The following is a 26,393-nucleotide window of genomic DNA, read 5'->3' as shown; positions in this document are numbered from 1 at the left end:
GTGGGGTTCAGAACAGCTCCTGCAAGGTGCGCTCCACGGCCGGGTTCGAGGCGGGCGCGGTACTCTCCAGCGCCGGTGCGTTCTCGCTCTTGAACAGCTCCATGGCCGTGTGCGCGGCGTCCGCGGGCGCGGCCGTGCCATCTTCCAGGTGGATGCGCCGGGTGACGATGCCCGGCGGTTCGGGCTGTGAGTAGGGGGCCTTGCCCGCCAGGGCCTGGCCCATGTAATCCATCCAGATCGGCAGGGCGATGGTCACCCCCCATTCCCGGCGGCCCAGGCTTTGCGGCTGGTCGAAACCGGCCCAGACGCTGGTCACGTAGTCGCCGTTGTAGCCGGTGAACCAGGAGTCCTTGGCGTCGTTGGTGGTGCCGGTCTTGCCGGCGATGTCCGGTCGCCCCATGGCGGCGGCAGCGCGCCCGGTGCCGCGCTTGATCACGTCCTGGAGCATGCTGGTCAGCAGGTAGGTGGTGCGGCCGTCCACCACCTGTTCGGCCACGGCGGCTGGCGCCGGATTGCGCAGGCTGGGGGCGCAGCTCGGGTTGGCGGCGAAGAGTAGCTGGCCGTTGCGGTCCTCGATGCGCTCGATGAGGTAGGGCGTGACCCGGTAGCCGCCGTTGGCGAACACGCTCCAGGCCGCGACCACCTCCATGGGCGTCACCGAGGCCGTGCCCAGGGCCAGGGACAGGTTGCGCGGCAGATCGTCGGCGGCGAACCCGAAGCGCCGGATGTAGTCGAGGGTCGGGTCGATGCCCATGGCCTGCACCAGGCGGATCGCGACCATGTTCCGCGAGCGATACAGCGCCTCGCGCAAGCGGATCGGGCCGAGGAAGGTGCGGTTCTCGTTGCGTGGGCGCCAGGCGGGGCCGGCGTAGTCGCTGCCCAGCACAATGGGCGCGTCGTTGACGATGCTCGCCGGGGTAAAACCGTTGTCCAGCGCTGCGGCGTAGATGAAGGGCTTGAAGCTCGAACCCGGCTGGCGCTTTGCTTGCAGCACCCGGTTGAAGTGGCTCTGCTGGAAGTCGAAGCCGCCCACCAGCGCGCGGATCGCGCCATCTTCCGCTGCCACCGACACCAGCGCACCCTGGGCCTTGGGCACCTGGCTGAAGGCCAGTCGCTGTGCATCTTGCTGTTCGACGCGGATCACATCGCCCACCTTGATCAGGTCGGCCGGTCGCGCCGGGGCGTGGCCCAGTGCGTTGTGGCTGATGAAGGGCCGGGCCCAGGCCATGGTCGACCAGGGCACGGCGTGTTCCCGGCCACTGCCATCGACGATCACCAGGCTCTGGTCCAGGACCTGGGTCACCGCCACGGCCTTCAGGCCGCCCAGGGTCGGGTAGGCCTGCAGTGCTTGTGGCCAGTCCGGCCGCGGCGTGCCACGCAGCTGGGCTTCGGGGCCGCGATAACCGTGGCGCCGGTCATACACCTTCAAGCCCTTTTGCAGCGCGCTGTTGGCCGCTGCCTGCAATGGCGCGGTGATCGTCGTCACCACCTGCAGCCCACGGGTGTAGGCCTGTTCGCCGAAACGCTCGACCATCTGCGCCCGGGCCATCTCTGCCACGTAGGGCGCATCCACCTCGGGTTCCGGCGCGTGGTAGCGGGCCGTGAGCGGCTCGGCCAGGGCTGCCTGGTAGCGGGCGGCATCGATGCTGCCCAGCTCGTGCATGCGCCCCAGGATCCAGTCCCGGCGCTGCTTGGCCCGGGCCGGGTTGTTGATCGGGTTGAAGCGCGACGGCGCCTTGGGCAGGCCGGCGATCATCGCCGTCTGGGCCAGGGTCAGTTGCGCCACCGGCTTGCCGTAGTAGACCTGCGCGGCAGCGGCGATGCCGTAGGCGCGCTTGCCCAGGTAGATCTTGTTGACGTACAGGTTGAAGATCTCGTCCTTGGACAGGCTGCGTTCGATCTGCAAGGCCAGCAGGATCTCGGTCAGCTTGCGCGAGAAGGTCCGCTCCTGGCTGAGGAAGAAGTTCTTCGCCACCTGCATGGTGATGGTGCTGCCCCCGGAACGCACATGCCCGCTCCTGGCCAGCTCCAGGGCCGCGCGCAACAACCCCGAGGGATCGACGCCGGCGTGCTGGCGGAAGTTGCCATCCTCGGCGGCCATGAAGGCCGCGAGGAAGTCATCGGGAATATCGGCGTTGGCGAGGGGAATCCGGCGGATCTCGCCGAATTCGGCGATCAGCTTGCCCTCGTGGCTGAGGATCTGCAGCGGCTCTTGCATCTGCACGTCCTTGAGCGTCGCCACATCGGGCAGTTGCGGTTGCAGGTACAGGTAGGTACCGCTGGCGCCGAGCACCAGCAGGCTGGCGATGGCCAGGGCACACCAGCCCAGGTTCTTCAGTAGTCGCATCAAAGGTTCCTCGACTGCGGTTGGCGATGGGCCCGGCATGGGCCTCAAAGGGTTGCGCTGGCGGCGCGCCGTGGTTCGCCGAGCGCCGCCTGCTTCCCGTCGGCCGGCACGGCGTACTCGGCCTTGAGCCGGCCGCTGTCATCCAAGAGCCAGGCGTCCATCACCTGGCGCACCACCGGGCCTGCCACCCGGGCGCCGGCCTCGCCGTTCTCGATCATCACGGCGACCACGATGGCCGGGCGCTGGGCCGGGGCGAAGCCGACGAACAAGGCGTTGTCGCGGTGGCGTTCATGGGTCTTGGCGCGGTTGTAGCGTTCGCCCTGCTTGATCGCCACCACCTGGGCGGTGCCGCTCTTGCCGGCGATCCGGTACTGCGCGCCACGGGCCGCCCGGCGCCCGACCCCGCGCGGGTGATGCATGACCATCTGCATGCCCTGGGTGACCTGGTCCCAGGTCTGCGGGTCCTTGAGGTGGATGTCCGGCAGCGGTTGCGGGTCGACCAGGGCCTGGCCGCCGACCGACAGCGCCAGGTGCGGCCGGTGCCAGATACCTCGACTGGCGATCAGGCTGGTGGCCTGGGCCAGTTGCAGCGGGGTGACCTGCATGTAGCCCTGGCCGATCCCCAGGATCAGGGTCTCCCCGGGGTACCAGTCCTGGCGGCGGGTCGCGCGTTTCCACTCCGGGGATGGCATCAGCCCGGGCGACTCCTCGAACATGTCGATGGACACCCGCTGTCCCAGGCCGAACTCGCTGAGGTAGTCGTGCAGCCGGCGGATGCCCAGCTTGTGCGCCAGGTCGTAGAAGTAGGTGTCATTGGACCGCATGATCGCGTCGTACATGTCCACCCAGCCATCGCCGCCGCGATTCCAGTTGCGGTACTTGTGCCGGTAGTTGGGCAGTTCGTAGTAGCCGCGATCGAACACCCGCTGGCTCGGGGTGGTCACGCCGCTGTCGAGCCCGGCGACCACCACCATGGGCTTGATGGTCGAGCCGGGCGGGTAGAGCCCGCGCAGCACCCGGTTGAACAGTGGCATGTCGGCGGAGTCGCGCAGGGCGGCATAGGCCCCGGCACCGATGCCCTTGACGAAGGGGTTGGGGTCGAAGCTCGGGCGGCTGACCATGGCCAGCACCTGGCCGGTGTCCGGGTCCAGGGCCACCACCGCGCCCCGGCGTTCGCCAAGGGCCGCTTCGGCGGCGCCCTGCAAGCGCACGTCCAGGCTCAGCACGACGTCCTGGCCGGGCACCGGCGGCTGGCGGCGCAGTACCCGCATGACCCGGCCCTGGGCGTTGGTCTCCACCTCTTCGTAACCCATGCGGCCATGCAGCGCCTCTTCATAGAAACGCTCGATGCCGGTCTTGCCGATCAACTGGCTGCGCAGGTACTTGGCCGGGTCGAGACGCGAGTATTCCTGTTCGTTGATCCGCCCGACATAACCCACCGAGTGGGCGAAATGTTCCCCCAAGGGGTAGACCCGCGAGAACTGCGCCTGGACGTCCAGCCCCGGCAGGTGGAACTGGTTCACCGCGATCAGGGCGATCTGCCGCTCGCTCAGGTCCGGCAGCAGTATCAGCGGCTCGAAGGCCCGCCCACGGCGTTGCAGCAACTTGGCAATTCGCGCCTGTTGCCCGGCGTCCAGGTCGAGTATCCGGCTCAGGCGGGCGATCACCGTCGCCACGTCGCCGGCCCGCTCGCGGGTGAGGAACAGGTTGAAGGTCGGTACGTTGCCCGCCAGCAGCACCTTGTTGCGGTCATACACCAGGCCCCGGGGCGGCGGGATCGGGCGCAGGTGGATGCGGTTCTTCTCGGACACCGCCACCTGGTAGTCGTGTTGCGTCACCTGCAGGACATACAGCCGGCCCACCAGCGCGCAGGTCAGGACGATCACCAGCACGGCGCTGGCGATGATGCGGCGGTTGACGATCCGCTGGTTGTCGGCCTGATCGTGGAAGGGGGTGTGCTCTGGCATCGAAGACTCTTGGGGCTGGGCAGTGACCGGCCAGGCGGATGGCCGGCCAGCATGGGGAACATTGGCGGTGGTCGCCGAGGGCAACCACGATCGTGGGTTGGAGCGCGGCGGGCCGTGGCGGTGGACGGATGCGCACGAGCATGGGCATGGACATGGGCTGGCCTCAGCCCGGGTCCGGAGCGACCTGGTTCAGGCGCAGGGTCTCGGCCATGATCCGGCTGAACAAAGGCGCCGCTACCAGGCCGCCGAAGAAGCCGTGCTGGCGCGGGTTGTCCACCACCACCACGATCACGTAGCGCGGCGCGGCAGCCGGGGCGAAACCGGCGAATACCGCCCGGTAGGAGCGCGCCAGGTAGCCCTGGACTCCGGCACCGGTCTTGCGCGCCGTGCCGCTCTTGCCGCCCACCTGGTAACCCGCGACCCGCGCCCGGTAGATACCCCGCGGCCCCTCGACCACCTGCACCAGCATGTCCCGCACGCGGTTGGCCACCTGCGGCGCCATGGCCTGCACGCCCTTGGGCGGCGCCGATAGCCGCAGCAGCGACAAGGGCAGGCGGACGCCACCGTTGACCAGGGTGGCGTAGGCCCTGGCCAGTTGCACCGCGCTGACCGAGAGGCCGTAGCCGTAGGCGAGGGTGGCGGTTTCGCTCGGGCGCCAGGTTGGCCGGTTGGGCAGCACGCCGAGCCGTTCGCCGGGAAATTCAAGGCCCGTTGCCTGGCCCAGGCCCACCCGTTGCAGCAGGTCATGGATGCGTGGCGCGCCGATGTCGAAGGCCACCTTGCTGATCGCCACGTTGCTCGAACGCACCAGGATGCCGGTCAGGTCCAGGGTCTGGCCGGCGGTCCTGGAGGCATCGCGGATGGTGTAGCGGCCGACCTTCAGGGTGCCGGTGTCGACGTGCACGCTGTCGCCGGGTTTCCAGCGCCCGCTTTCCAGGGCCGCTGCTACCGAGAATGGCTTGATGGTCGAGGCCGGCTCGAACACGTCCACCACGGCGCGGTTGCGCATCATTGCCGGGCTCAGTTGCGCGCGGTTGTTGGGGTTGTAGCTGGGCTGGTTGGCCAGGGCGAGGATTTCTCCGGTCTTGACGTCGAGGATCACCACGCTGCCGGCATCGGCACCGTTGTCCTCGATGCCCTGGTGCAGCTCGCGATGGGCGACGTACTGCAAGCGCAGGTCCAGGGACAGCGCCAGGGGCTGGCCGGGCCGAGCCGGGCGGGACACGCCCAGGTCCTGGATCAACTGCCCACGCCGATCCTTCAGCACCTGTTGCAAGCCATCGTGCCCGCGCAGCAGTGGGTCATAGGCAAGCTCGATGCCCTCGCTGCCGCGGTTGTCGATATCGGTGAAACCCACCGCATGGGCCGCCGTCGCCCCGGCTGGGTAGAAGCGCCGCGACTCTTGCACGGCGTGCACACCGTCGATCTTGAGCGCTTGCACTTGCTGCAGCATGCGCTCGGCGACTTGCGGTGCCAGGCGCCGATGTAGGTAGAGAAACGCCTTGTGGCGATTGCCCAGCAGCAAGGCCTCCAGGCGGGCTGGCGGGATTTCCAGGGCCTGGGCCAGGGCCGGCCAATGCGCGCGTTGTTCGAGCAACTGTCGGGGGTTGGCCCACAAGGTGGTGACCGGGGTGCTCACCGACAGCGGCTGGCCGTTGCGGTCGGTGATCAGCCCCCGGTACGCGGGCAGGCCGATGTGCCGCAGGCTGCGGGCATCGCCCTGCTTGATCAGGAAGGCCTTGTCGGTCACTTGCAGCTGGATGATCCGCGCGCAGATCGCCAGGGCCATGCCGGCGACGATGGCCACGGCCAGGCTGAAGCGCCAGGGCTGGCGGGTGGTTGATGCTGGAGTCATGGGGCAGTGCTTTGCAGGCCCGCGGCGGGCAGTCGATGGCTTGAAGAGGTCGCACACGGCGGGTCCAGCCGTGGCGTCATTCGGTTAACCAGGCAGGGCTGGGGATGTGCAACAACTTGAGGATTCGGGCATTGAGGCTGCCGGTCAGCGGCAACTCGCAGTCCATCTGGAACAGGAAGATCGCCTGGGCGGTCTGTTCACCCGCCACGCCATCGACCAGGCCCTGGTAGTAGTCCCGTGCGGCCAGCGCCCGTTGCAACTGGCTGATGACCTGCTGGCCGGATGCCGAGCCTGGGGCCTCCTGCATGCAGTGTGGCTCGGGCGCTGAGCAGGGGCCGGCGGCAACCGTGTCCGGCTCCTGGCTCGCCAGCGTTGCCGTCAACGCCCCGGCAGGCACCACCAGCAGCAGGGCCAAGGCCGCCAGGGCTGTGCCGTGCTTGGCATGCTGTTTCATGTCTAGTCCCCTGGTATCCGCCGTGCCTTTCCTGGTGCCCATCGGGCCCGGGTTGCACCTGCTGCGGATATTCCTGTGTCGCTTGAAAAGCCTTACCGCTCAATCGCTTAGTGGGCGATAAAAGGTTATGGGGGGACATTTTAAGAAGGCTAGAATATAGAGCAACGCGCTATATGGGCTATCTGATATGAATCCAGTTGATATCGAAGCGGTGGACCTCAACCTGCTCCGGGTGTTCGTCGCCTTGATCGAGGAGGGCGGGGCCAGTCGAGCCGCCATTCGCCTTGGGGTCACCCAGCCGGCGGTCAGCGCCGCCCTCGGGCGCCTGCGGGACATCTACGGCGACCCGCTGTTCGAGCGCACCGGCCGTGGCCTGCGCCCGACCACCCGGGCCAATGAGCTGGCGCCGCTGATCGGCGAGGCCATCGATCGTTGCCGCCTGGCCCTGAGCCTGTCGGTGGGCGGCCGGGAGACCCGTGGCCGGACCATCACCATCGGCCTTTCCGACGACAGCGAGATCGCCCTCGGGCAGCAGATCCTGGCGGCGGTGGAGCAGCGCCTGCCCGGGCTGCGGATCATCTTCCGCCAGACCCACAGCGGCGTGGTGCAGGACATGCTCATGGGTCACAAGGTCGATATCGCCATCAGCGCCGGTGGCTTCTCGTCCCAACTGGTGACTCGCACCCGCCTGGGCCGGGGCAACTACCTGTGCATCGCCGATGCCCACAACTCGATCCCCCAGAGCGCCGCAGACTACGCGGGGCGCCCGCACCTGCTGGTGTCCTCGGCTGGCTACGTGGGCATCGTCGACGAAGGGCTGAACGCCGCCGGCTACAAGCGCACGGTCAAGGTCTCGACCTCGCACTTTGCCGCCGTGCCGTTCCTGCTGGTGGGCTCCAGCCTGATCACTACCGTGCCGACCCACGCCGCCCGGGCGATGGCACGGATCACCTCGTTGCAAACCTTTCCCTGTCCCGTGCCGATGCCGTCCTACGAGCTGGAGATCGGCATGCGCGTGGGCAGCAAGCACGATGAAGCGATGCAGGTGGTCAAGGCGCTGATCCTGGATTGCATCAAGGAGCATTTCTTTTTGCAGTGAGGAGGCCTGGCGAAAGGCCCATCGGCAGCGCGCCGGCTCGGGCCAGAGCATCGCCGCGGATCGCACCGTTCGTGGCTGAAATGGCCGCCTTCATCGGTGAGTAATTGCATGGATTTGACCACCCATTTGCATTGCAATTGAGCAATCGTTTGCGTTCGACTTGACCAGCACACGCCGAAGTGACGACCGACAGAGAACGACCCGCTTTCGTCATTCAGAATTGGCTAATTGGCAAAAGCCAGACATTCGCACCCGTCTATGAAATCAGAGGCGATTCACTTCGAGGCGGCGGAGTGACGAAAAAGGTCGGCTCTCCAGCGTTTTTCCTTCAGCGTTCGTATGCGCCCTCCAGTCATGACAGAGGGCGCAAATGAGTTGTTGCTCTTTTGAGGGTCAGCTTGCAGACGTCTGCTTTAACCAATCCAGAATTATCTTGGTTGTATCTTTTGGCTTCTCTTCCTGAATCCAGTGGCCTGTGTCCAGACTGACAACATCAACGTTTGGCACAAAGTCACTCAGATTGGGGGACTTGGGTATCGTATCGCGGTCCCCGTAGATCATTAGGGCGGGGTGAGGAACAATCGGGTCTACGTCCGCCAAGAGATGCCAGTTGCGGTCTAGATTTCGATACCAGTTGATACTGCTCGTGAAGCCAGAGACCTCGAACGCGGCGTCGAGGACAGACAGCTCGGCATCTGTCATGAGCGGCTCTCCGGTATCAGCCTCAGCCTCAGCCAAGTTGATCATTGCCATTCCTAGGTCGGGTGCTTGTGTTTGTTCATTCTTGCGATACAGATTTCGAAGGAACTGTTGCCTGTTTCGATCCAGGATCGCATCCGCCACTCCAGGGTTCCGGTTGAAATGCACCATGTAGTTATCAGGCCCCATGATGTTTTCGATCAGCTCCACCCACGGGATATCACCCCGTTCCTGATAGGGAAGTGCGAGCGCGATGAGCTTGCTCACTCGGTTTGGATGCAGTAACGCCGTACCCCAGACAACATTAGCGCCCCAATCATGGCCGACAAAGACGGCATCGTCGTATCCGAAGTGATCAAGCAGCGCGATAAGGTCGCCAGTCAAATGTGCGAGGTCATATGCGGTCACGTCAGTCGGCCGTGCAGAATTGCCATACCCACGCTGGTTCGGCACGATGACGTGATAGCCCGCGGTTGCAAGTGCTGGCAATTGATACCGCCAGCAAAAGGCATGCGCCGGCCAGCCGTGACAAAGCACGATCGGGTTTCCAAAGTTTTCTTTTCCGGCTTCAAAAACCTCCAATTCAACGCCGTTTACCGATATCAAAGTGGGCTGGGGAAAGCCGTTGGAGTTAAACATTCATCTTCCTTTTGGGTTTGGATGGGCAATCAGGCAGTGGTGCAGCACTGAATGCCGGTAGGTCCGAGGGTTCGAGCCAGACATTCAGCTGGCGTCGACACTCGTAAACTACGAGGTAAAGGTGTCAAAATCTGAAACCTTTGATTATTGATCCAAAGAAAATGAATGTTCGCCTTCGACAAGAAGCCATCATACGCAGTCTCCGTCGCAACGGATCATCAACCATTGCCGAGCTCGCAGGACAGGTAGGGGCATCCCGCAGCACGCTGCTACGTGACATTAATGCGTTGCGAGAACAGGGTTTTGTCATTCGCTCTGAACCAGGTCGCGGCGGCGGGCTGCAGCTTGACCCTCGTTCAGTCCAGACCGCGCCACGTCTTTCAGTGATCGAGGTTTTTGCGCTTTTGATCAGCGTGGCATCTATGCGCGCGGCGGGAAATCTACCATTTTCAAGCATTGCAGATACCGGGCTTGCAAAGATTGAAAAGGCACTGCCGTCAGACAAAATTCGGGATTTGCGGCATTTTTTGGACTGCCTGTACATTGGCGAACTTGCCCCGCAGGTAGACAGATCCAGTATCGGAACAATGGACCCTGCCTTGCTTCCGGAATTCGAGGCAGCGTTTCTTCAGCACCGGCATCTGCGGTTCAATTACCGCGATGCGAAAGGTGAAAGCAGCACACGTGTAGTTGAGCCGCAAGCGATGTTGATTCTGCCGCCACTCTGGTATCTGGTGGCCTGGGATCCTGCACGTGAAGATTTCCGGCATTTCCGCATGGACCGGATCAGAAAACCGCACTGTATCGAGGGAACGACGTTTCGAAAACGAAACGTCGTTTTCGATAATGGTGTCCGGCCTCTGGATCATTCACAGCACTAGTGTTTCTGAATATGAGGCAACATCTAACCGCTATATCCGCACCTACTAAAGCAGCGGACGTTAGCCGCAGTGCCGGAAATCAGCAATTTGGACTCTTCAGTGTCACTCACCGCGCACTGTACGAACGGCAGCAAGGCCATTAACGTAAGTCCACACTCTTTGCAAACGACCCCTCTATAACCCCAATGGCGGCCGCTGGCGTGGCTGCTAAAAGATGGTAAAGGGGACTCACATTGTAATTGCTTTCAAGGTCCGCTTTTGGCCGATTTCTGCCTGTCGCCACCGCCACAACGCGCAGCTCTCAGTCGATCATGGTGACTAAGCGCGCTTGTCAGACCGAATGCAAACGCCTGGTCAAGTGCAATTCAATCGAGCGGTCAGTACCGATGCAATCAGGTGGTCAAGTGGAGTGCAGTTTCGCAATCGGCAACCGGACATTGGTCCAGGCCCTGATCAAGGCGCTGCGCCACCAGCACGCCAAGGGCGCCTGGCTGGCGACCTACTGCACCAGCAACTTCCTGCTGGCCGAGGCCGGCCTGCTCGATAGCCGATACGCCACCCCCCCCTGGGCCCAGACCGGTGATTTTGCCCGGCGTTACTTGCGGTTACGCTTGCTCCTCATCGAGCAGGAAGGCCTGTTTTGCGCCGGGGCCGTTACGTCCTACCTGAACCTGGCGATCCGCCTGGTGGAAAACTCGCGGCGCGCCTCTGGTCAGCGCCACCGCCAAGCCCTTGCTGTTCGAGACCAACCGTATCGGCTAGGCGCCCTAAGCCAACTTGCTGGGCGAGCACGGCCACAGCGACAAGCTGGTGGCCCAAGCCCAGCACCGCATGGAAGCGACCCTGGCCCTGGGCTTTCGCCTGCCGGAACCGGACTAGCTCAGCATGGAGCAGACCTGCCAGCAGGTGGGCTACAACGATCTCAGCACCTTTCGCAGCCTGTTCAAGCGCAAGACCGGCCTGTCGCTGGGCGATTACCAGAAGCGTTTCAGGCAGGTGCCAGTACTGGGTGGAGGGTGACGAGCCGCTGATGGCAGCTTCGTTCCAGAGCTTCTATTGGAGTGCCCAGGGTTGGCGGTCAAGCGGTTCGGTTTCTGGCCTGCTTATAGCTTCCAGTGCTCCTCGACCAAATAGAGAGGTTTGTCGGCCATCAGTAGCTTGATGGCATCTATGTGTGCTGTGTAGTCCGCCTCGGAGAACTTGGTCCATCGTGGATTGCGCTTTTGCGCGGAGTTGAAGGCTAAGCGTGCCTTGCCCAGTGTTGAACGGTTGTTCCATAAGTAACTGCGCAGTCCCTTGAAGAGTTCGTAATCCAGAGGAGGATGGATCAGGGCAACTCTTGGATGTTGATGGTGGCCGCCGCAGACCAGCATGGTTTTCAAATAGATGTTGACTAGTTTATGGGCATGGCCGAAGGAGAATTTGGTTACTCCCAAACGTGTTGCCTCGGTCTCGATCTTCTTCATGAAATTCATTTGCCATTTGTCGACGTCCTGTTCGATATGTTCTGGTCCGGTTACTTGGGCTAGCCCACTGCTCTCTATGAGATTAAAAGCCAAGACGTTGCCTCCACCGCTCAGGCCGCGACCGTATGCGGAGGCTGCGCACCACTTGGCATAGAGGTGTTTGTGTTTCTCTATGGAGTATTCGTCCGTAGCTGAGCTCACGTGGTTTTTCCCGTTAACATTTGAACTGTCCCTTGTTCGGTGGTCTTTGTAATTCACCTACTTTGAGGCTTCAGCTCTTGGTGATGGCTGCCATCTGCAGTCGGGAGCTTTCGACCTCAGGCGAGTGCTATAGCGCTCTGAAATTCTTATATGTACAACGTTGATCGAACCGGCCAGTTCGCCAGCTTACGTGTAGGGTGTCACCCGCTTCGCCAAGCTGTTGCGATTGACCTCGATCTCATCCCGGACAGCCTTGCCGCGATAGACCATGGAGGTTTCATGGCGCACGAAGTCTCCCTCGCGTTGGGCGCTCAGCCAATTGAATGAGCCTACACATAGCAATTCCTGATCAGCCATCAATAGTTTGCTGTGTACCTTTTTCACCACGCGCACCTGAATGGCCTGAGCCTTGAGTTCGGCTAGTACTGACTGGAACTGCTGCACTTTCTTGGGATCTCCGCCGGGATTCGAGGGAGTGGGCTCGGTATTGAGTAGCAGGTCAGTGTAGACCTCCACCTGTACTCCACGCTGTACCGTATCGCGCATGTGCGCCAAAGCACCGGTGCTGTGCAGACAACGCAGCCGGACCCAGGGCGTAACGATCTGCACCTGCTGGCGTGCTGTCCGTAATGTTTGTGCCAGGAATGCGTCGTGTTCTACCCATTCATGTAGATGACTCAGGCCAGTACCAAGATCCTCTCTGGGCTGGTAGGCGAACTGCAACTCATTGGTTGGGTTTGCCAACAGGAACTGAGCTAGCAATCCACGTGGCTTTCCAGGTGGCACCTGGCTGAACAGGTCCATGTCGCCAAACACCAGAAAACTGTCTTTGGCTCGGGAAACCGCCACATTGAGCATGCTCTCCCGACGATCGATGAAGCCACCGTCGTCGTGTTTGGAATACACCGCCGAAAAAATCACCACTGGCCGTTCGGCACCCTGGAACGAATGCACCGTGCCCACGGTGATTTCACTTGCGCCCTTGCCTGCGCGGATACCAAGGGCTGCGCAGGCTTGCGCGACGGTGGCCGCTTGAGCACTGAAAGGCGTGATCACCCCGACGATCTCGCACAACTCCTTGTTGCCGTAACGTTGCCTGAGCTGGGCTTCATTGGCCTGAATCCAGGCGGCGATGGTTTGTGCCTCGAGCAGGTTCTCGCGGCTGCCCTGATTGTCCTGTCGGCAGAGACCGTCGATATGCAAGTAGCCGAGTCCGGGTAGTCCGCCGGCAGGTTTCTGCCCCCGACGCGGCTGCAGCTTGCCCTTGTAGCAAAGGGCGTTGCAGAAGGCGATGATCGAGTCGTAGCAACGGCGGTGCTCATACAGGTACATGCCGCGCGCAAGCTCAGGGTCGTAGTGGTAGCGGCTGGCACTTTGGGCTACAGCCATGACACTGCCGCTGGCCGCGCTGTGGCCGCCGTTGCAGAAAGCCGCATAGCCGTGTTTTACCTGGCTTCGCTCCACCAGTCCGGCGCTGGCCAGGTTACCGATATCCACGCTGGTCGGGATCGACCATATTGGCTCGATCTGCTGGGTATCACCGATTACCAATGCCTGCCTGGCGAGGGCAAACGATGGGGCGGCCACTTCGGGCAGGACCTGGCCAGCTTCATCGACGATCAACAGATCGATGAAATCAACCAGGTAATCATCGACGAAGTTGCCATTCTCGTGACGTTTGCACAGTAGTTCGGCCGGCAAGCGGAAGAAGGTCGCGACTACGCAGGGTGTTAGCTTCATCCAGCGCCGCCAGTTGCCGGCAATGGTCTTCGCGCCGTTCTTGCCTCTTCGCTTGAGGATCGTCGGAAGGTCTTCGGCAAGCTCCATTAGCCAGCGACCCTCCCAGTAGTGGGTGGTCAGGAGGAAAATTTCGAAACGCACAGAGGTGTCGGCCCAGACATCGCATTCGGCAAGAGTGACCTGCGCTGCCGGCTTTTCACTGGCTTGCGCCAGTACAGCGATCTTCAACCGCCATGTCGCCAGTTCGCGTTGCTCTGTGGCCAGCAATTGTTGGCCGAGGCGTAGACGTGTTTCACGTTCGGCAAGGGTGGCAAGCGCAACGGCCTCGGCAGACGTCAGGTAGTTTTCGATCTCAGCGATACTTGTAGCGCCTTGGAGTAACGGGTCGGTCTCGGCCAATTGAAGCTTGGCCAGGCGCAACCGCTTGGCGGCCACCGGTCCGATCCAGTTGAACAAGGTATAGAACAGCGATTCGTGGGCTAGGTAATGCCGAAAGTTTTTCAAGCGCTGTTGTGCGGCACAGAGCTGCTGACGCTGCTCATCGCAGGAGAGTTCGCGTTGTGCAATCGTAGCTTGGGGAGTGGGTCCAAGCTCCATCATAACGGCCTCCCGCGCGGCAACCAGAGCGGGCCAGGCCTGTTCGATACCGAGCAGTTGCTGGTGGCGAACCTGGATCTGTTCACGCAACCGTTCGACCACATCGCGCACACCAGGCTCTTGGGCGTCGGGAAAGGCCTCGATAGCCTTTGCCAGGTATTGGGCTTGGGCCTGTTCGAGATACGCCGGTGATTCCAGGCCGGTGAGAAAGGCCTGGGTCTGATAGGCGTTCGACATATCCTTTTCGGCTGAAGCCTTGGGGAAATACGCACCGAAGCTCTTGATCTCTGGCAGCCAGCGCCCGGCGAGCGGGCCGCAGCCGTGAGCGAAGTCCTTGCCGAAGGCGGCGATGATATTGGTGACGGCTTGGTTGTTAGTGGAGCTGGCGACGATTACTGGCGGATCGCCACCGGCCAGCGCTGCTCGAGCCCACAAGGAAGCTACCACTGACAGCACCAAGGTGGTCTTGCCCGTACCGGGAGGGCCATTGACGGCTAATACATCGCCTGCCTCGCCAACCAGCAAATGGGTCAAGGCGTCCCGCTGGGCCGAAGCCAGGGCGTATTCATCGCCAGCGTGGGCAAGACGTACGGCAAAGCCACTGTGTGGTGCCAGGCAGGGTTCGGTGAGAGAAGGAGTGTGTTGGGCAAAGCGCTCGAACAGCTGTGCCTTGGGTTTTTGGTGGCGCAGGTAGTCGTAGAGACGCACGATGTTTTGGCTGAAACCGCTCGGCTTGTCCTCTTTGAATAACAAGCCGTGGTTGGCATGCATCAGGCTGTCTTGGTTATGTTTCCAGCCATTGCTGACGGTCCGAAGCATTTTCCAGCAAAAGTGCAGGTAGGTTCGCCACTGGGCGTGATGTTCCTCCTCATCCTGCGTCTGCTCTGCAGCCAATGGTTCGAAGCAGGGCACCTCCTCGGTGGACAGGAATGCATCCAGGTCTGCCTGGGTACCAATGGTGAAATTGTCTTGGTCCAGTGGTTCGAGAATGTCGCGGGGAAGGAGTACTCGGGAGGTCGGGTATAAGCGGCCGTCCCTGGTAACCAGTACATCACAGACCAATGGTGTGACCACTGCCGGCATGTCCTTGCGAGCCTTGCCGTGTTCCAGGCGCTGGTAGTACACCAGTGGGCGCAGGGTGACCTTGATCGTGGCAGCCGTTTGCGGCTCACCCATGAACAGCATTTCGGCGAGCTCGACTGGCAGGCGTCCGCTCGACACGTTGCAGTTTGGAACCTCGATGAGTTTTTCGGCTTGGCTGGCGTCCAGTGCGCCGTTGCCGTTCTCTGCGTCGGCCAGAGAGTTTCGCCAGTAGGTGGCGAGTTTCAGTGCGTGTTCGTTCATCGTCCTGATTCAATACAGACCGGCACTTACTGTAGCGGTCGAGGAAAATGTTGTGGTGTATGGCCAAGATCGGCAAGTACCTAGCGTTGCACTAAAACTCTCAATTGCTGAGGCCTTTAGCGTAAAGGCATATTGGCATCATCGCCCCTTGATGGACAATCACTTGCATGATGCTGATGGTTGCCATTACTCGCTCTGGGGTTAGCTGGGCCTGATCGAAACCAGCTAGGCTTCTGGCAGGAGCAATGCAGGGTGCTGGATACCACGCAAGGAGCTGCCAATGACCGCTTTATCCTGGACCCAGGTCCGTGAAATACCCGGCGAATCACTGGAGTTCGGCGCCGCCCATGTGCGTTGTGCCTGGCGTCGCCACACCCTGGCGGCGCACAAGTTCGCCAGCCTGGAGCATGCTTTCGTCAGCAGCCCCCACGCCCTGCCGAGGCTCTTGCAGGACGTGGGCGGCAACCCCAATGCCCGCCAGCATGAGGAGCGTGGAACAGCGGTGTTTGCCGCGGTGTGGTACCCGACAGGGCAGTGGGCGATCTTGTGCGACGCGACCCGCGCCACCCTGGTGCCTCGCGCCGCAGTCGAGGCACTTGCGGCCTGCGGGCAACGCGATGACCGTGTTACCGAAGCGCTACGGGAGCTTTTTGCGGCAGCGCCGGCGAGTCTTTTGCGGACGCTGGACGAGGCTTTTTATCGTTTGAATATCGCGCGACCTACTGCCTGAAAGTTGCACCTGCCTGCCGATCAACTTGGTTAAATCGCACGTTGTTTCAAACACCGAAGTTGAAAGCGATGGATATTCTTGGCCGGTTACCTGAATAGCGCTGTACCGAATGCAAAAGCCATGAGGGAAACATCAGGAAGGTGCCACTTTCCGGAACTTGGGTGATGCCAAAACCTGCTGCCAAACAGTCCTTGATGCGCATGCGCAGTGCCGGGTTGTAAGTCGAGGCGATCATGCCTCTGGGGTCGATGAATTCGATATCGCCTCCCACCTGCAGTTGCTCTTCGCGCCCGCCGGTATCGACCCAATAGACCCCAGACCAGAATGCCCCGGGGTGCCCATGCAGCGCATTGGCATGGCCGGCTTGATTGACGTTGACCCAGGCGTTGATCTTCCACTCGAAGTTGGGTTCGACCAGGCCGTATTGTTCGCTGTGCACCGCAGTGAGTTGGCTGGCGAAGTCCTTGGCGAATTGCACCAGGGACTCGCAAGCCGTGCCCCCCCAGAGGTTGAAATCGCTCGGCGATTGCCAGCCGCCGTCGTTGCTGTGCTGCGCGCCGCACAGGTCTTGGGCCATGCGGCTGGCGATCAGGGCCTTGAGTTGCACATTCAGCGCGTGGGCATCGGGGTGGCGCAGGCTCGCTACCGGCGTGGCGAACAGATGGCGGATATTGATCAGTTGCGGGTCCACGAGGGTGTTGGCAAGAGGCATGTAAATTCCATTTAAAGTACCAGGATGGCTCTGGCTAGTTGCAGGTCCGAGAGTTGCGAGTCCCCCGTTACTTGGCGAATCCTGGCGAATGCCGCTTCAATGCGGACCCCGCGAATATCGCCGTCACTGGCAACGAATGCCGCTGCGTCATCCTTGGCCGCCAGCACGATCTTGTCGTCCTTGAACGAGCCGCTAGTGCCTTTGGACGCACTCATGGTGAGACTGACCGAAATATCGGTGGTCATGACGAAACTGGTGGCGTGGGCATGCATGCTCATCAGGCCGCAAACAACACATAACAGGTGGGGAAAGTTTGGCCGTTTCATTGGATCTACGAAGGTTAAGTTGGGGTTAAATTCGGGGGTGAACCCTACCAACGGGTAACCTTCGGCAACCTCAGGGCTTTTGCTAAAGATTGTTAAAAAGTGCGATGGGGGGGGCTTTCTTGAACTTTCTCGGCAACTTTCAAGTTGCCCTTAGTAGGCAGGAATTGATTATCGGCAATCGCCGCCGCGGCGCGGCGAATTAAGTGCCGGATCGCCTATTTTCAGCGCTGTTGGCTGAGCGTTCACCGCCGCCTCTGCTGGTAGAGCAGCGGCGGGGCGCGGCAGCGGTTTCAGTCGGGGGAGGGGCTATGGCCTGGCGCCCAAGCGCTGCACCTCGGGGAACAGCTGGCCCAGGGTGCGACGAGCCTGGGCCGCCTCCAGGTAGGCGTAGAGCAGGTCGGTCAGGTCTTCGAAGCCCAGGCGTCGGCCGTCGAGCATGGGATTGCACAGCCACAGGCGGACCCGCATGCCCGCCGCCACGCTCCGGGCGTTGGGCGCGGCCAGGGCCTTGAAGCCGGCCGGGGCCAGTTCCGGCGCGCGCTGGCCGGCGCTCACCGAGAACACCACGGCCAGGCTCAGGTAGCGCTGCTCCAGTTCGAAGGCATCGAAACAGGTCCAGGGCGTGGGTTCGGTGGCGTTGGCGAACTGCAGGCTGTCGGCGCTCAGTGCCAGCACCCGCTGGCCGTGGCGTCGGCGCAGGGCCTCGGCCCCCATCAGGCCGGCGAGCCCAGCGCCGAGCAGCAGCGCGCCAGGCCCCCAGAACAACAGCTGGGCCGAGTGCAACTGCCAGGCCGTAGGCAGGCTGGCCAACCAGCCGCCGATGGCCAGCAACAGCACCGAGAGCAGGGCCAGCAGGGCCGCCTGGCCCAGGCAGCGCTCATGAATCTCACACTGGCCCTGGGGGCCGTCGGCGGCCGCTTGCAGTTGTTCCAGCAGCGCTTCCTTGCCGGCGTTATCCACGGCCTTGCAGCTCATCCAGTTGCTGCTGGGCGTTGGCGGCCTGGCAGTAGGCGTCCAGCAGGGCGCAGATGTCATCGACGCTGAGTTTTTGCCCGGCGCGCATCAGGCCGGCGGAGTGGATGCGGATCTGCGGTTGCGGGTCGCGCAGGGCCACGGCCTGGTTGCCGAACAGCTGGCGCACCGGGCGATGGCTGGGCAGCGGGGCGTCGGCGCGCAAGGTCAGTTGTTGCAGGGTTTGCAGCAGCTCGTCCTTGACCTGGATGTCCACCACGTCGGTGAGGTTGACCGGCGCGCTCAACGGCTCGGCGAACAACTGGCGCCGGGTCAGGCGCATGAAAACCTGCTGGCCGGCGTTGCGGTGCTGCCAGCTGACCACGGCGAACAGCAGGGTCAGGAACAGGCCGCAGAGCAGCAGGCCGGTCTTGCCCTGGTGCAGGCCCAGGGCCAGGGCGCCGAGGGACGCGAGGGTCAGCAACGGGCCGAACACCTGGTAGCGGCGGGTGTTGGTGAACTCGCTCTGCTCGGGCACGCGCTCGATCACCTGTTGCAGCTCGGCGATCACTCGCTGGCGCTGGGCGGCCTGGGGATGCTCGGCCATGGGCGGGAGGGCGGAATCGGGGTGTTGGGCATCGGTCATGGGGGAGCCTTGGATCAGGGGAGGGAACAAGCACGGGCGGCGCGGGGGCGCTCGCCCGCGTGAGGGTCATTGCGCTTTGAGGTAGTCGTTGAGGAAGGCCTGGGCATTGCCATAGCTGGACAGGTTGTCGTCATAACCCACCTTCAGCGGCTTGGCCTGGCCCGGCAGGTGCAGCTCGCCATAGCCTTCCTGGAGCACCAGCACCACGAACTTCTGGCCGTCGACCTGGGTGAAATAGCGCGTGTCGCGGGAGGTCTGTTCCACGTTCATCTTCTGGATGCGCATGTTCCAGTCGTGGTCGGCGTCTTCCACCTGCACCAGCGCCTGGTTGGCGCTGCGCTCGCCGATGCGCAGGGTCCAGACCTTCACCCCGTGCGGGCCGTTGTAGGCCACCATCTTGTCCGCCACCTGCGGGCGTTCCTCGGCCTGGGCCATCCCGGCCACCAGGGCCAACGCCATGGCCCATGCGGCCGTCCATCGGCTATACAAGTGCATCCTTCACGCTCCTGAGAAATTGAAAAGGGGCAGCTATTGAAGTCGGCGCTGGCCGCGCTGCCAAGCACTATGACCGTCGCGCACACTAAAAATGCCGTCGCTCACAAGTGGCGATGGACAAAGTGTGAGTGGGTTACCATTGGCCACCGCACGCCAGGCAGTCATGGACACGCTTTACCGATGGAATGCTGGAACCCCTATCTCGACACCCAATTTCGCTTCGACCGGCCCGGCGCCCTGGCCCGTGCCGGGGTCTTCGATCCCACTGCCCGCCGAGTGATGGGCAGCGCCATCGGCCACTACCGCGCCCGCACCGTGCGCGCCCATGTGCAGTACTTCGACTGCAACCTGCAATTTCCCGAGCCGCTGCGCATCCACAAGGTGCTGCCGGACAGCCTGTGCATCGTCCAGGTGCTCGACGGCCAGTGGCGGCACCGGGTCGATGGCCAGCTCAACCACTACACCCCCGGTGCGCCCCACGCCCTGGGTCTGAGCGAGACCATGGAAGCGGTGGACCAACTGCCCGCCGGCAGCCACGCCTGCCTCTCCGGGCTGCGTATCGCCGGGCATTACCTGCGCGAACTGGCCGAGGAAGACTCCAGCCTGCAACCCTTGCTCGGCCTGCTGGACGACGGCATGTGCTTCAGCGAATTCCAGCGCTGCCAGGCCCTGGGCAACCTGCTGCGACGGCTATACCAGTCGCCGTACCAGGGCGCCCTGGAGCGCCTGCACCAGGAGAGCCTGAGCCTGGCGGTGCTGGTGGAGCTGGCGGCGCACCTGCAAGGCCAGCGCCCCGGACCACCGCCGACGGTGCGCGGCCGCCTGGACCTGGCCCACGAAGCCCGGCGCCTGCTCGACGCCCAGCTGATCGAGCCGCCCGGCAGCCAGGCCCTGGCCCAGCAACTGGGTGTAGGGGAAACCACCCTGCGCCGGGCCTTCGCCCAGGTCTTCGGCCAGTCGATGCTGCAGTACCTGCGCCAGCAGCGCATGGAACTGGCCCGCACCCTGTTGCGCCAGGGCAAATGGCAAGTGGCGCAAATCGCCTATCGCCTGGGCTATGCCAATCCCGCCAACTTCAACCACGCCTATAAAGCCCACTTCGGCCACCCGCCAGGGGCGGAACGCGGCAAGCCCTAGCCTCTTGAGGATGATGAACCATGAGCAAATTGACTACGCTGATCGCTGAAGCCAAGGCTGGCCTCTCTGTGCAGCAGAACATCCCCCAGGCCGCCTGGGAGGCCATCGCCCGGCAGTGTGGCGAGGCGGAAATCGTCGAGATCGAGGCGCGCATCGCCACGCTGACCGCCCAGCGCGAAGCGGTGGAGGAGTGGGATGGCGACACCCTGGATGACCTGTATTTCGCCATCGCCAACTTCACCCGCTTGTTGGCACTGGCCGTGGCCCATGGGCGTGGAGAGTGAGGGGGCGGTTGACCGCGCAACGGATTAGTTCAAGGACAGCCTGAGTGAGCGCCACGCTTTGGCTGACGCACCCCTGGCGCCCGAGCCCACTCAGACAAAGTCCGCAGGCTCGAAGCGCTCGCTGGTATCCATGCGCACAAAGCGCAGGCCCAGCGTTTGCAGATGAGCCTCATACAATCCCTGGGCGCAATAGCTGATCAGCAAGCTGCGGCGGCGCGCGCCGCTGGGGTTCAGGCTGGCCCCATGCACCAGATCGGCATCGAACAGCAGAATGTCTCCCGCAGCGCCCGAGAGCTGCACCGCATGGGACTCCTCACTGAAATCAAAGGGCGCCAAAAGCTCCCCAGGGCGGTGACTGCCGGGCACGATGCGCGTCGCGCCATTGGCCGGTCCATAGTCATCGAGATAGACCAGGGCAATGGCCCGATCCCCGAGGCGCTGCTCCGACAGATCCCGATGCAGCGCCTGATGACCGCCCCCCGGCAACGGCTCGCGGCCCTCCACCTGAGCCAGAAAAAAACCTTCCCCAATCAACTCGCCGGCCACCGCCAGCACCGCTGGCAACCGACAGACCGCCTGCACCCGCGCATCCAGATCCACCAGCGCATGACGCCAATCGTGGCCCCGAGGCACCGGCCATTGTTGCGGCGCAATCACCCCCGCCTCGAACGTGGCCCGCAACTCATCCAGCCAGTTGGCGGGTACCGCCTGGCGCAGCAACTGGTAGCCGTTTTGATGGAGTTGTTCGCGGTCGATCATGAGGGGGCAGATGTCCTTATCCGAGGTGGGGGAGAGCATAGCGGCTCGGCCAATCGAGGGACATAACCGGCTACGGTTTAGCGGTTGCCGGACCCTAAGCAGAGCGCCTAGTCTGCTGCGGTCGCTGCAAAATCAGCGACCGGGCCTGAGAACCCGGTAAGATGCAGGCGCACAAGCGCCCGCCCACGATGCTGGCGCATTTTTGTGCCCGTCTATTCGTGTTATGGCGGCTGTGCGTGGGAGACCTTCGGGTCTGCCGGGTTCCTGTATCTCCGGTTTCTCAGCCCGCGCACAGCTGCCACCCATTCGCCTGAGAACGAACGCGGCAGCTCTCATTACCGATATGGGAGTTTCAATCATGTACGCCCGTAATCTATCTGGACCTTCCTTTCGTAATACCCGTCTCCGGGCTGTTGTAGGAGGTGTCCGATGAGCACTTCCACCACAGTCAAGACGTTGGGTTTCGTTACCTTTGGCAGTTGTGCCGATCCTGAATTAACGCTGTTTCGCGTAAACGCTGATGTGCCTTTGGAGCAGGCGTTGGAGCACGCCTCGACACTCCTGTACTACGCCAAGAAACTTGCGCTGGATGCCGCGATGGAAGAGCAGGGTGAGCGCTATGCTTGGGCTTCGCACTTTTTGGCGGAGATGGGTAAGGCGGTGATAGATGATGTGAGTTTGGGGTTGGGTGGAAGAGCGGCTGAGGGAGGGGCTCTGAGTTAGGGCTACACCGTACTAAGTAGATAGAAGCGCCGCTTATTGTTGGTTGATAAGCGGCGTCTTTGAGATTTGAGGAGGCAGCTTTCGGCCATAAGCGGACGTTCGCAATCGACCGCTACCCCACCAGAAACAATAGTTCCAACTATAAGTCAGCCTTCCTGTATCAAAGTCGAATTTCGAAATGGATATTTTGACGGTCGAGTGCGGTACCGCTCTAGGAGTGCTGTGTCATAGGGAATGAGTGCAGGTGCGGAGAAAAGTTGAAAATGGCGCATGGCCATCTTTAGATCTATGCTCGACGAACGCAAAAAAGAGAATGGAATGATGACAGCGAATCGCCCACTGCACTTACATACGCTGGATAGCCTTTGCGCAGACCTGATAGCAGGTGTACCCGTTAGCGTGGGCGATGACGGAAGTGCTTTCCAACTTAAATCAAACGCGTCGCGGGGCGTGCTTCGCTGGTATACAAAAAATAAATCTCGATGGGCAGCCAACGTTCAAACCACAGATGTGGAGGCTATAGTCGATGCAGCTATTGCCGCTCCCGATCCGCAGCCCCCACCTTCGAATGCCACCCCCTCAGACTCTCTCCGCAGATTTTCTCTCGTATCGATCAAAGCGCATCAGTTCGCCGGTCTTCATCATGCTGGAACCACACAAGCCAAACCAAGCGCCTTCGCCTTTGAAGTCAAAAACGGTGTGACCCTCTTCGAAGGGTACAACGGTTGCGGCAAGACATCCCTCATTAATGCCATCGTCTGGGCGTTGACCGGGGAGGTCTTACGACCTCAGCGACCACCGGAGTTAGGCAACAAGGATTTTGATTTTGAAGTTGATGGAGGCGCTATTCATAACGCCCCGCCGGTTGTGCCGCTGCCAGACCCGGCGATGGAAGCGTTAGCCACCCAAGCGATCCCCGTCAATACTTGGGTCGAGTTGGTATTCGAAGATCAAGATAGCCAGTCCTATCAAGTTCGTCGAAGCCTGAAGCGCGCAACGCGCAACGCCTTGAAGGAAGAAGTCTCCGGTCTTGAAGAAATGGGCCTAGATCCAATCGCCACTCGCGTTGGGACGACGATTCCCGGCATTCTGCCGTATGTTCAGGTCGGCTCTACCTCAGCATTAGGTAAGGCGGTGTCAGAACTCACTGGTATGGCACCTCTGGTCCAACTGGCAAACCATGCCCAAAAAGCCAAGAAAAAAATTGATGGCGACCTTTCAAAGAGCAAAAAAGGCGAACTGGAGAGATCAGACGAAGCCTATATCGTCACCCGCAGCGACCTGATAGACCTGATCCATAAGCACACATTAACTATTGAACAAGAAGCCGTTCCATTTCCTTCAGACGATTCGACTCTTGAGACCAGGCTAGATGAACTTGCGGTTCAGCTGGAAACGCTCAAGTCGTCCGGACTTGAGCACGCAAAACAGGTGTTAGGAGAGGCGTTCGATGCTCAGGATGAAAAGCAACGGAACGACTTGGTGAAGAGCATTGCTCCGGCACTTAGCGCAGTTGGCAAATTGGGCACTCTTCCCTCAATTATGCGGCTAGGTGGGCTGACCAAGCTCTCGGATGCTGAGGCAGCACCCATCCGGGATTTTATTTCTGCGGTGCGGAAAGAAGCAGAAGAACTTGTTGAGATTGCTGCCGAGCCAAACAAAGCGGCACGTGTGCGACTTTACGCACGGGTTGCATCCTGGATAAAGGAACATCCTGGACTGCACGACGAAAACAATTGTGCGGTCTGTGGCCACAATCTAGAAGATGTCGTAGATGACATCACAGGGCAAAAAATTAAGGACCACATAGGCGGGGCGGCTAAAGAAGGGGACTACGCAGGGCAAACCTTCACTACTTGGGCTCATCACGTCGTAGGTGAAATAACAACACGACTCCCAGCCGCTATTGCTGCAGAGGCAAGACGCGACTCTCCAGAAAGTCCGACTTCACTGCTTCGACAAGCGGTGGTAGACGAATTATTTCTTGATACCTCCTTCATCGGAAGTCTGGCGCCGCTCAAACAGAGCGTTGCTGAGGCCTGCGACCACCGCTTAGAGTCATTTCCAAAATTCAGCTTTACTGCTTCACCGTTGTTGGGAAGCGGACGACCTGAACTTGAAATGCTCAATAAACTTATCTATCGCGTTGAGCGCGCGCTGGCGTACCCCGAGTGGCGTAAGCGCGCCACATCGGCGAGGAACAGCTTCATGGCAGAGGTCATTGGTCAAGAAGCAACCGCCGAGTGTGAGACAGTGCCAAATTCACTTGTGGGGATGCTACAAAAGCTGCAAGCCGTGGTCGCTGCGATAGCCCCTGTTGACGATGCTGTCGTGAAGCAAAAGCGACTGGTGGCGGAGCTCATGCGACGTCGGAGTTTTGAGCAACGCTTGATGGCTTACGGTGAAGCAAGTCTAGCGCTGAAAGAATGTATCACCGTAGGTGAGTTGGCAGAGCAGCAGGTTATGCTGCTACAAAAGAGACTACACAGCAGCGCTACAGCTTGGCGACAAAAAATCTACTCCAGCGCTTTTCCCTCAACCAGCTTGGAGCTTGTGGATACCCGGATGAGCGGCAGCGGTGAGTTGCAACTGCTAGTGGGGGCTAACAGGCTCGCCGCACCAGCACAGCACGTGTCAAACGCTTCAGCTCTACGCGCAAGCCTATTGGGCTTCTACCTTGCTTACTGGCAGTACATGCTCAGCGAGCGAGGAGGGTTATATTTGCTTCTGCTTGATGACCCCCAGGAGCTGCTTGATGGAGATAATCGCGATAGGCTTGCTGAAGCTATATATGAAATCTGCAAAGCAAGTGCGCAATTGATCATCACGACTCATGACACGCGTTTCGCTCTAGCGGTAGCCAGACATCTACAAGGCAAGCCAGTCTCTTTTAACCATCAGTATGTACATCCTGCTACAGCCACTCGTGGCACCATCTTCCTGACACCCAGCGTAACTAGAGTTCAGGCGGCATTTGAACAGTTCAAGGCTCTCCCCGACGACGCCAGAGCGGCCCAAGATTATCTCGCAGAATGTCGTATATTTCTGGAGGGTCGTATGGGAGATCTGTTCGATGACCGCGCGTTTCCTGCTGCCGCAACAGTTAGTTTCGCGCCCACGCTGAGTGATCATCTGAGTCGACTGCGCGGCTTGATCAAGAATCCTCCAAATGAGTTGTTCAAGAGCCCGATCATCAGAGGTTTCGTCAACGATCATGCTCTAAACGACGGATCTCCAACACTAGCGCTGCTCAACAAATCCCATCACAGGGATAAGGAAAGAATTCGCCCACTGGACGTATCCGGAATCAAGGAGCATCTCGAGCGTCTACGCAAGGGAGTAGAACGTGCGCATGAAGAGTTCCGAACCTTCAACCGCCGGGAACCATTAGCTATCCCTTCGACGAATTTAGCCGCTTTATGCCCCGCTGAAGTTCCGGAATTTCAAGTTTTTATCCAAGCCTCCCTGAAGGCATTCGTAAGAGGTACCTCCTTCGGCGACTCTCAGGAACTGGAATTTGAAGAAATTACCTCCGACTGGTTCCAGTCCAAAGCTTTTTTCTATATTAGATCGAACACATTAGGTTTTGCAGGTCCACAGGGCAGCGTAGCGATCGTCGAGATAGAGGCTTCTGTCCCAGCAGATCGACAAATTGTCATTGCCCGTACAGGGAAAGATGTGTTTGCTCGTAGATTGCTGAAGCCTCAGCATTCGGAGCTTGTTGCACTCGCCGCTGAATCCCCTGATCCAAGAAGAAGTCCTCCCACACAACTTCTGCATGAAAATCAAGTGATGCTGCATTCAATCGTGGGGATGTTTTTCGGCAGCCTTGAATTCGTGCCTAGTTCCAAAAATGAGGCTGTGCAGATACCAGAAATTTCGCAGATTAAAAAAGTCCAGTCGGCTTACCGTATTAAAGAAGATAGCGCCATTCCCCTTGCGCTCCCTGGCCAAATCGCACTGGGCGGTGCAGCCATTGCTTTACATGAGTTCGATGCACATCTCGACGAATATGTAGCACTTCACCTCGACGATGGCAGTAGTCTATTCAAGCGGGTTGGAGTCAAACTACCAGCTCCACTGCAGCATCTTCGACAATTTGAGTCTATTGGTGGACTGGGCGTGTCGGATGTTCTTGCCATCGACTGCGAGCACAATGGGCTGAGAAGAGTGATCCATGCTGTCTCCATCATAGGCGTCCTATATCGATAAACTTAAGCGAATTGCACACGATGGTGTCCTGATTGGCCTGCCAATTGCTACGCATAGACACTCTTCCGCGAAGCAACGCGCTACATAGCGCAGCATTTTAGTGGTCCGTTTCATCGTAACTCGGTGAGC

21 protein-coding genes are annotated in these 26,393 nt (G+C 60.9%); 8 read left to right on the top strand and 13 right to left on the bottom strand.

Annotated features, from left to right (window positions below):
- Positions 1-7: 7 nt before the first annotated feature.
- The 4 genes from ATY02_RS18030 to ATY02_RS18015 form a co-directional block, all read right to left on the bottom strand.
- Entirely contained in the window at positions 8-2,350 is a 2,343-nt protein-coding gene (locus ATY02_RS18030; protein WP_068583927.1) for a penicillin-binding protein 1A, read from the bottom strand.
- A 41-nt stretch (positions 2,351-2,391) separates the two neighbouring features.
- Positions 2,392-4,314 (bottom strand): penicillin-binding protein 2, encoded by a 1,923-nt coding sequence (gene mrdA / locus ATY02_RS18025; protein WP_068583871.1) that lies wholly within the window; start codon positions 4,312-4,314, stop codon positions 2,392-2,394.
- A 163-nt stretch (positions 4,315-4,477) separates the two neighbouring features.
- The gene (locus ATY02_RS18020) at positions 4,478-6,169 is read right to left on the bottom strand and encodes a peptidoglycan D,D-transpeptidase FtsI family protein (RefSeq protein WP_068583875.1); all 1,692 of its coding nucleotides are present in this window, start codon (positions 6,167-6,169) and stop codon (positions 4,478-4,480) included.
- 76 nt (positions 6,170-6,245) lie between these two features.
- A complete protein-coding gene (locus tag ATY02_RS18015; protein WP_068583878.1) occupies positions 6,246-6,623 on the bottom strand; it encodes a peptidoglycan-binding domain-containing protein in 378 nt (125 codons plus the stop codon).
- A gap of 187 nt (positions 6,624-6,810) precedes the next feature.
- On the opposite strand from ATY02_RS18015, the gene ATY02_RS18010 reads away from it, so the two are divergent.
- Entirely contained in the window at positions 6,811-7,722 is a 912-nt protein-coding gene (locus ATY02_RS18010) for a LysR family transcriptional regulator (RefSeq protein ID WP_022639884.1), read from the top strand.
- A gap of 393 nt (positions 7,723-8,115) precedes the next feature.
- On the opposite strand, the gene ATY02_RS18005 is transcribed toward ATY02_RS18010, so the two are convergent.
- Positions 8,116-9,060, bottom strand: coding sequence for an alpha/beta fold hydrolase (locus ATY02_RS18005; RefSeq protein ID WP_068583881.1), 945 nt, complete (start codon positions 9,058-9,060; stop codon positions 8,116-8,118).
- Positions 9,061-9,221: 161 nt separating this feature from the next.
- On the opposite strand from ATY02_RS18005, the gene ATY02_RS18000 reads away from it, so the two are divergent.
- A complete protein-coding gene (locus ATY02_RS18000) occupies positions 9,222-9,941 on the top strand; it encodes a helix-turn-helix transcriptional regulator (protein WP_083235944.1) in 720 nt (239 codons plus the stop codon).
- 885 nt (positions 9,942-10,826) lie between these two features.
- Positions 10,827-10,961 carry an AraC family transcriptional regulator gene (locus tag ATY02_RS17995; RefSeq protein ID WP_083235946.1) on the top strand — a complete coding sequence of 45 codons (135 nt, stop codon included), beginning with the start codon at positions 10,827-10,829 and terminating at the stop codon, positions 10,959-10,961.
- An 83-nt stretch (positions 10,962-11,044) separates the two neighbouring features.
- On the opposite strand, the gene ATY02_RS17990 is transcribed toward ATY02_RS17995, so the two are convergent.
- Together ATY02_RS17990 and ATY02_RS17985 are read right to left on the bottom strand one after the other, a co-directional pair.
- Positions 11,045-11,608 (bottom strand): hypothetical protein, encoded by a 564-nt coding sequence (locus tag ATY02_RS17990; RefSeq protein ID WP_068583887.1) that lies wholly within the window; start codon positions 11,606-11,608, stop codon positions 11,045-11,047.
- Between the two features lie 186 nt (positions 11,609-11,794).
- The gene (locus ATY02_RS17985) at positions 11,795-15,289 is read right to left on the bottom strand and encodes an AAA domain-containing protein (protein ID WP_068583890.1); all 3,495 of its coding nucleotides are present in this window, start codon (positions 15,287-15,289) and stop codon (positions 11,795-11,797) included.
- A 280-nt stretch (positions 15,290-15,569) separates the two neighbouring features.
- Here ATY02_RS17985 and ATY02_RS17980 point away from each other — a divergent pair, with 280 nt between their 5' ends.
- Positions 15,570-16,019: a hypothetical protein gene (locus ATY02_RS17980; protein ID WP_068583892.1), complete on the top strand. Its 450-nt coding sequence runs from the start codon at positions 15,570-15,572 to the stop codon at positions 16,017-16,019.
- A 46-nt stretch (positions 16,020-16,065) separates the two neighbouring features.
- Here ATY02_RS17980 and ATY02_RS17975 read toward each other — a convergent pair whose 3' ends face one another.
- The 5 genes from ATY02_RS17975 to ATY02_RS17955 form a co-directional block, all read right to left on the bottom strand.
- The gene (locus tag ATY02_RS17975) at positions 16,066-16,731 is read right to left on the bottom strand and encodes a TIGR02466 family protein (RefSeq protein ID WP_068583895.1); all 666 of its coding nucleotides are present in this window, start codon (positions 16,729-16,731) and stop codon (positions 16,066-16,068) included.
- Between the two features lie 11 nt (positions 16,732-16,742).
- The gene (locus tag ATY02_RS17970; protein ID WP_068583930.1) at positions 16,743-17,057 is read right to left on the bottom strand and encodes a DUF2388 domain-containing protein; all 315 of its coding nucleotides are present in this window, start codon (positions 17,055-17,057) and stop codon (positions 16,743-16,745) included.
- Positions 17,058-17,363: 306 nt separating this feature from the next.
- Positions 17,364-18,032, bottom strand: coding sequence for a hypothetical protein (locus tag ATY02_RS17965; RefSeq protein WP_068583897.1), 669 nt, complete (start codon positions 18,030-18,032; stop codon positions 17,364-17,366).
- Positions 18,010-18,654, bottom strand: coding sequence for a hypothetical protein (locus ATY02_RS17960; protein WP_068583900.1), 645 nt, complete (start codon positions 18,652-18,654; stop codon positions 18,010-18,012). Before ATY02_RS17960 ends, ATY02_RS17965 begins: the two co-directional genes overlap by 23 nt.
- Before the next feature lie 66 nt (positions 18,655-18,720).
- Positions 18,721-19,149 carry a hypothetical protein gene (locus ATY02_RS17955; RefSeq protein WP_068583903.1) on the bottom strand — a complete coding sequence of 143 codons (429 nt, stop codon included), beginning with the start codon at positions 19,147-19,149 and terminating at the stop codon, positions 18,721-18,723.
- A gap of 180 nt (positions 19,150-19,329) precedes the next feature.
- Between ATY02_RS17955 and ATY02_RS17950 the strand changes: the two genes are divergently transcribed.
- Both ATY02_RS17950 and ATY02_RS17945 read left to right on the top strand, forming a co-directional pair.
- Positions 19,330-20,286, top strand: coding sequence for a helix-turn-helix transcriptional regulator (locus tag ATY02_RS17950; RefSeq protein ID WP_053130521.1), 957 nt, complete (start codon positions 19,330-19,332; stop codon positions 20,284-20,286).
- A 20-nt stretch (positions 20,287-20,306) separates the two neighbouring features.
- Positions 20,307-20,570 carry a hypothetical protein gene (locus tag ATY02_RS17945; protein WP_068583906.1) on the top strand — a complete coding sequence of 88 codons (264 nt, stop codon included), beginning with the start codon at positions 20,307-20,309 and terminating at the stop codon, positions 20,568-20,570.
- 90 nt (positions 20,571-20,660) lie between these two features.
- Here ATY02_RS17945 and ATY02_RS17940 read toward each other — a convergent pair whose 3' ends face one another.
- Complete coding sequence (locus ATY02_RS17940; RefSeq protein ID WP_068583909.1) at positions 20,661-21,329, bottom strand: phytanoyl-CoA dioxygenase family protein; 669 nt, start codon at positions 21,327-21,329, stop codon at positions 20,661-20,663.
- Positions 21,330-21,758: 429 nt separating this feature from the next.
- Here ATY02_RS17940 and ATY02_RS17935 point away from each other — a divergent pair, with 429 nt between their 5' ends.
- Positions 21,759-22,052 (top strand): DUF3077 domain-containing protein, encoded by a 294-nt coding sequence (locus tag ATY02_RS17935; protein ID WP_068583912.1) that lies wholly within the window; start codon positions 21,759-21,761, stop codon positions 22,050-22,052.
- 288 nt (positions 22,053-22,340) lie between these two features.
- A complete protein-coding gene (locus tag ATY02_RS17930) occupies positions 22,341-26,264 on the top strand; it encodes an ATP-binding protein (RefSeq protein WP_164823688.1) in 3,924 nt (1,307 codons plus the stop codon).
- Positions 26,265-26,393: the final 129 nt, after the last annotated feature.

Origin of the sequence: Pseudomonas sp. BIOMIG1BAC (assembly GCF_001705995.2) — a bacterium.
In the GTDB taxonomy this organism is placed as follows: domain Bacteria; phylum Pseudomonadota; class Gammaproteobacteria; order Pseudomonadales; family Pseudomonadaceae; genus Aquipseudomonas; species Aquipseudomonas sessilinigenes.
Note: the sequence above shows the minus strand (reverse complement) of the source record. Positions and strands in the feature narration are given on the sequence as shown.

Excerpts from the sequence above, each read along its gene's own strand:
- mrdA (WP_068583871.1), bottom strand. The coding sequence starts at position 4,314 with ATGCCAGAGCACACCCCCTTCCACGATCAGGCCGACAACCAGCGGATC.
- ATY02_RS18020 (WP_068583875.1), bottom strand. The coding sequence starts at position 6,169 with ATGACTCCAGCATCAACCACCCGCCAGCCCTGGCGCTTCAGCCTGGCC.
- ATY02_RS18015 (WP_068583878.1), bottom strand. The coding sequence starts at position 6,623 with ATGAAACAGCATGCCAAGCACGGCACAGCCCTGGCGGCCTTGGCCCTG.
- ATY02_RS18010 (WP_022639884.1), top strand. The coding sequence starts at position 6,811 with ATGAATCCAGTTGATATCGAAGCGGTGGACCTCAACCTGCTCCGGGTG.
- ATY02_RS18005 (WP_068583881.1), bottom strand. The coding sequence starts at position 9,060 with ATGTTTAACTCCAACGGCTTTCCCCAGCCCACTTTGATATCGGTAAAC.
- ATY02_RS18000 (WP_083235944.1), top strand. The coding sequence starts at position 9,222 with ATGAATGTTCGCCTTCGACAAGAAGCCATCATACGCAGTCTCCGTCGC.
- ATY02_RS17995 (WP_083235946.1), top strand. The coding sequence starts at position 10,827 with ATGGAGCAGACCTGCCAGCAGGTGGGCTACAACGATCTCAGCACCTTT.
- ATY02_RS17985 (WP_068583890.1), bottom strand. The coding sequence starts at position 15,289 with ATGAACGAACACGCACTGAAACTCGCCACCTACTGGCGAAACTCTCTG.
- ATY02_RS17980 (WP_068583892.1), top strand. The coding sequence starts at position 15,570 with ATGACCGCTTTATCCTGGACCCAGGTCCGTGAAATACCCGGCGAATCA.
- ATY02_RS17975 (WP_068583895.1), bottom strand. The coding sequence starts at position 16,731 with ATGCCTCTTGCCAACACCCTCGTGGACCCGCAACTGATCAATATCCGC.
- ATY02_RS17970 (WP_068583930.1), bottom strand. The coding sequence starts at position 17,057 with ATGAAACGGCCAAACTTTCCCCACCTGTTATGTGTTGTTTGCGGCCTG.
- ATY02_RS17965 (WP_068583897.1), bottom strand. The coding sequence starts at position 18,032 with ATGAGCTGCAAGGCCGTGGATAACGCCGGCAAGGAAGCGCTGCTGGAA.
- ATY02_RS17960 (WP_068583900.1), bottom strand. The coding sequence starts at position 18,654 with ATGACCGATGCCCAACACCCCGATTCCGCCCTCCCGCCCATGGCCGAG.
- ATY02_RS17955 (WP_068583903.1), bottom strand. The coding sequence starts at position 19,149 with ATGCACTTGTATAGCCGATGGACGGCCGCATGGGCCATGGCGTTGGCC.
- ATY02_RS17950 (WP_053130521.1), top strand. The coding sequence starts at position 19,330 with ATGGAATGCTGGAACCCCTATCTCGACACCCAATTTCGCTTCGACCGG.
- ATY02_RS17945 (WP_068583906.1), top strand. The coding sequence starts at position 20,307 with ATGAGCAAATTGACTACGCTGATCGCTGAAGCCAAGGCTGGCCTCTCT.
- ATY02_RS17940 (WP_068583909.1), bottom strand. The coding sequence starts at position 21,329 with ATGATCGACCGCGAACAACTCCATCAAAACGGCTACCAGTTGCTGCGC.
- ATY02_RS17935 (WP_068583912.1), top strand. The coding sequence starts at position 21,759 with ATGAGCACTTCCACCACAGTCAAGACGTTGGGTTTCGTTACCTTTGGC.
- ATY02_RS17930 (WP_164823688.1), top strand. The coding sequence starts at position 22,341 with ATGCTCGACGAACGCAAAAAAGAGAATGGAATGATGACAGCGAATCGC.